A 4,556-nucleotide genomic window follows, 5' to 3' on the forward strand; every position below is an offset into this window, starting at 1 on the left:
TCATTTTCCATTTGCAGACGTTTTATGGTTTGTTCCTGCGTTTTCGACTTTTCTGTAGGTCGTCCCTTGGGTAGCGGCGCCGCATGGCGAAGTTCCACCTCCTTGCGCAGACCGCACCAGCTTTGGATGGCATACCGACTGATTCCATATTGTCTGCTTAATTCCCGTATGCTAATCCCTCTACGATACCCCTGGACTACTATCTCTTTCATCTCCTGGCCATACCGTAACATCCCTTTTTTCCCTGACATGACAAAACCTCCAGTCGTAATTCTATCCTACGACTGGAGGCTTTTTCTTTCAATGTCCGTTTTTCCTGCTCCGGTTCACAGATTGCTGGAAGGCTTTTTGCTATGGAAAGGGGAATTCTTCTTATCTATGGCGAATGAAAAATTACTATATTCCCATGAAAGAAGGAAATACAGCATGATCACACTGGCAGATATAATAAAAGCCCGGGGCGTTCTAAACAGTATAATTCATAAGACGGGCTTAATGACGGATAACCTATTGGATGAGACGACGGGTAACCGGATTTTTCTTAAGATGGAGAACTTGCAGCGGACGGGGTCGTTTAAGGTCCGGGGAGCCTATAACCGGATTGCCAATTTAACTGATGCGGAAAAAGGAAAAGGGGTTATTGCGGCCTCGGCGGGTAATCATGCACAAGGGGTTGCGCTGGCAGCTAAAGCCTATGGAATTAGTGCCACGATTGTGATGCCTAGATATGCACCCTTGTCTAAGATAAAGGCTACCCGTCAACTGGGGGCCAACGTCATCCTGGAGGGGGAAGTATATGATGATTCTTTTGAAGCAGCTCTGAAAATTCAGCAGGAGACAAGGGCTACTTTTATTCACCCTTTTGACGATCCGCTAGTCATTGCCGGACAGGGGACGATCGGGTTGGAGATACTGGAGGATTTGCCCGATGTGGAGGTTGTGGTAGTGCCTATCGGGGGCGGGGGGCTGATTTCCGGTGTTGCCGCCGCGATAAAACAGAGTAACCCTGCCATCAAGGTAGTCGGCGTCCAGACCCGGAATGTGCCGTCTATGTTTGAATCCATGGATCAACAAAAAATCGTGACCGTTCACGGCTCGGCGACCATTGCCGACGGAATTGCCGTCAAAACTCCCGGCCAACTGACTTTTGACATGGTGCAGCAATATGTAGATGAGATTGTAACGGTGGATGAAGACGAAATATCCAGTGCGATTTTATTTTTACTGGAAAAGGTAAAAACCGTTTCCGAAGGAGCGGGGGCGGCTTCCGTAGCAGCCGTTTTTAACAAGCTTTCCCACTATCAAAACAAAAAAATTGCCGTTGTGGTAAGCGGCGGTAATATTGATGTAAACATTCTGTCCCGTATTGTGGATCAGGGACTGGTAAAAAGCGGCCGTAAGGTATACCTTGATACCATCATTCCCGACAAACCGGGCCATTTGTGGAAACTGTTGCAGCTAATCTCCAGCACTGGTGTCAACATTCTTACCATCAATCACAAGCGGGATAAACGGGATGTGTTAATCGGCTTTGCGCAAGTGGAAGTGGAAATCGAGACAGCCGATGAAGAGCATATTTACACCGTGAAAAAACTGCTGGAGAAGAATAATTACTGTACACAGCTTTGCTAGACAGAAAATCAGCACATTTTCTCCTGTGCTTACTGGAAAACAAAAGAGGTCTGCCTTAAAAATCCAAGGCAGACCTCTTTTATCCGTTAATTGCGGATTAAATAATCGAAAGCGCTGAGGGCGGCAGTAGCGCCGGACCCCATGGAGATAATAATTTGTTTGTACGGGCTGGTCGTGCAATCGCCGGCAGCAAACACCCCGGGAATGTTTGTAGCACCGTGATTGTCAACGATGATTTCGCCACAACGGTTGCGTTCGACCGATTCACCTAACCAATTCGTATTGGGTACTAGACCAATCAGGATAAACACACCTTCCAGTTCAATATGGTGTGCTTTTTCTGTGGCGCGGTCCAGATAGGTAATCCCGTTTACTTTGTCAGTGCCGGTAATTTCTTTGGTCTGAACGTTTTTTAGAACAGTCACGTTAGGCAGGGAGTAGAGCCGTTTTTGCAATACGCCGTCTGCTTTTAGCTCGGGCAGGAACTCGAGAACGGTGACATGCTCCACAATACCCGCCAGGTCAATGGCGGCTTCAATGCCGGAGTTGCCGCCACCAATCACGGCAATTCGTTTTCCCTTAAATACGGGACCGTCGCAGTGCGGGCAATAGGCAATGCCTTTATTTCTAAACTCGGTTTCACCGGGGACACCGATACTACGCCAGCGGGCACCGGTCGCGAGAATGACGGTTTTACCCTTCAAGAGCCCGCCGCTTTCCAGTTCGATTTCGATGAAATCCTTCTTGGCTAGGCTTTTTACCCGCTGTGCTTTCATGACATCAATGTCGTAGGCCTTTACATGCTCTTCAAAATTGGAAGAGAGCTTCGGTCCTTCGGTATATTTGGTACCGATAAAATTCTCGATACCAAGGGTATCCTTGATTTGGCCGCCGAAGCGGTCGGCTACGATACCGGTGCGAATACCCTTGCGGGCGGCATAAATGGCCGCACTGGCACCAGCCGGGCCACTGCCGACCACCAGGACATCAAAAGGCTCTTTATCGTTAAACTTGGCAACATCGGGCGTGCTGTCAAGTTTTTCAACGAATTCCTCCAAGGTCATCTGACCGCTGCTGAAAAATTCACCATTTAGGTGGACGGTAGGTACGGCCATGATGTTTTTGATTTCCACTTCGTCGCGGAAGGCAGCCCCATCAATCATGGTATGGGTGATGCCGGGATTGAGTACGCTCATCACATTAAGGGCTTGCACAATCTCCGGGCAAATATGGCAGCTTAAACTGATATAAGTTTCAAACCGGTAATGACCTTTGATTTGTTTGATCTGCTCAATGAGTTTCCCGTCTACCTTCGGTGCTCGGCCGCTGGTCTGCAAAAGAGCCAATACCAGTGAGGTGAACTCATGGCCTAGCGGAATGCCGGCAAAAACAATTCCGGTGTTTTCGCCGATACGATTGATACTGAAGCTGGGTGTTCGCGGCAGGTCAACGTGTTCCACTTTGATCTTGGAAGATAGAGAGGCCAATTCGTCTACCAGAGCCAGCATATCTTTCGATACCGTATCGGACCCTGCACTCACTTTAATCAGTATATCGTTCTCCATTAATTGAAGGTATTCAGATAATTGGGCTTTAATATCAGACTCCAGTAGCATGGGCGACACTCCTTAAATCTTTCCTACCAGATCCAGGCTGGGTCTGAGGGTTGCGCCGCCTTCTTTCCATCTGGCCGGGCAAACTTCTTTTGGATTTTTTCTAATATACTGTGCCGCTTTGATTTTATTGATCAAAGCACTGGCGTCGCGGCCGATGCCACCGGCATTGATTTCCACGGTTTGCACAACGCCGTCAGGATCGATGATGAAGGTGCCGCGATCGGCAACCCCGTCGTTTTCAATAAGTACTTCGAAGTTTCTGGATAACGTATGGGATGGGTCACCAATCATAATATAGGTAATTTTCCGGATAGTATCCGAGGTATCATGCCATGCTTTGTGGGTAAAGTGGGTATCGGTGGAAACCGAATATACTTCCACGCCCAGTTCTTTTAAGGCTTCATATTGATTTTGCAGGTCTTCCAATTCTGTCGGGCAGACAAAAGTAAAGTCTGCCGGATAGAAGCAGACGACGCTCCATTTACCTTTAAGATCGGCTTCCGTGACTTCGACAAACTTTCCGTTGTGATAAGCCTGCGCTTTAAAAGGTTTTACTTCAGTTCCAATTAACGACATAATACATGACCTCCTAAATTTTATGTAATTTATTTTCTCAGCTAGATAATAATAATTATCTGTTGATATAAATTATCTTACAAAATAGCGCGAATGTCAATACGCTAATAAAAGTTTTCCAATAAAAATTCCTCTTATTTGGAAATTTATCCGAGCGGGGATAGCCGTTAACCGTTTGGTATGCCTTGACCCGCGCCAAGGATATTGTAACCGGATGACGGTAAAACCATACAGCACAAAGGCATTGAGGCGATAGCTTTAGAATCTAAAATATGCTTTTTAATATGCTGGTATGAATGTTAAGCTGAAGTAACCAGTATAGAGCTAATCGTACAGCCAGGGAAAAGCGTTGCTGCACACATTGTCGGTTCGGAAGAACCGTCCCGTGCGCCAAGAAGCGCACGGAGTAAAGCGGGTGGAAATCCCGCCAGAGAAGGTCTAGCCAGCCACTCTGTATCCAGCCTTGGGACTGAAGCGGTAACGCCAGGTCTAAGCGTAGGTAGGAAAGGTAGTAGGCCGAAAGCGAAAGCTGAAGATGTAGAATCCCGAAATTCCTAAAGGGAAAGGTCGATGTATGGGACGAGCAGAAGACAATACTGGGCTTAGCGATAAAGGCGAGTTAAGTCTGGCGCCCCGGGATCGAAGGTCTTGGCATGCTACACACCATTACTCCGTGTGAACTTGGGAGACCCTGCCGCTCTCCGAAAGGAGTATGGCCGACAAGTTGAAGAC

The 4,556-nt window shown here is 47.5% G+C and carries 4 protein-coding genes; 1 reads left to right on the forward strand and 3 read right to left on the reverse strand.

Going from position 1 to position 4,556, the window contains the following annotated elements; translation table 11 throughout:
• The coding region (locus tag BMW43_RS20760) for a hypothetical protein (protein ID WP_143050684.1) at nt 1-251 on the reverse strand (251 nt) is incomplete at its 3' end.
• A gap of 175 nt (nt 252-426) precedes the next feature.
• On the opposite strand from BMW43_RS20760, the gene ilvA reads away from it, so the two are divergent.
• Nucleotides 427-1,632: a threonine ammonia-lyase gene (gene ilvA, locus BMW43_RS20765; protein WP_091752457.1), complete on the forward strand. Its 1,206-nt coding sequence runs from the start codon at nt 427-429 to the stop codon at nt 1,630-1,632.
• An 86-nt stretch (nt 1,633-1,718) separates the two neighbouring features.
• On the opposite strand, the gene ahpF is transcribed toward ilvA, so the two are convergent.
• Together ahpF and ahpC are read right to left on the reverse strand one after the other, a co-directional pair.
• The gene (ahpF, locus tag BMW43_RS20770) at nt 1,719-3,248 is read right to left on the reverse strand and encodes an alkyl hydroperoxide reductase subunit F (RefSeq protein ID WP_091752451.1); all 1,530 of its coding nucleotides are present in this window, start codon (nt 3,246-3,248) and stop codon (nt 1,719-1,721) included.
• Nucleotides 3,249-3,260: 12 nt separating this feature from the next.
• Nucleotides 3,261-3,824 (reverse strand): alkyl hydroperoxide reductase subunit C, encoded by a 564-nt coding sequence (ahpC, locus tag BMW43_RS20775; RefSeq protein WP_091752454.1) that lies wholly within the window; start codon nt 3,822-3,824, stop codon nt 3,261-3,263.
• Between the last annotated feature and the right edge of the window lie 732 nt (nt 3,825-4,556).

Source organism: Propionispora vibrioides, assembly GCF_900110485.1.
GTDB lineage: Bacteria > Bacillota > Negativicutes > Propionisporales > Propionisporaceae > Propionispora > Propionispora vibrioides.

What these genes read in the sequence shown, in the direction of transcription:
- ilvA (WP_091752457.1), top strand. Translation starts at nt 427, where the DNA reads ATGATCACACTGGCAGATATAATAAAAGCCCGGGGCGTTCTAAACAGT.
- ahpF (WP_091752451.1), bottom strand. Translation starts at nt 3,248, where the DNA reads ATGCTACTGGAGTCTGATATTAAAGCCCAATTATCTGAATACCTTCAA.
- ahpC (WP_091752454.1), bottom strand. Translation starts at nt 3,824, where the DNA reads ATGTCGTTAATTGGAACTGAAGTAAAACCTTTTAAAGCGCAGGCTTAT.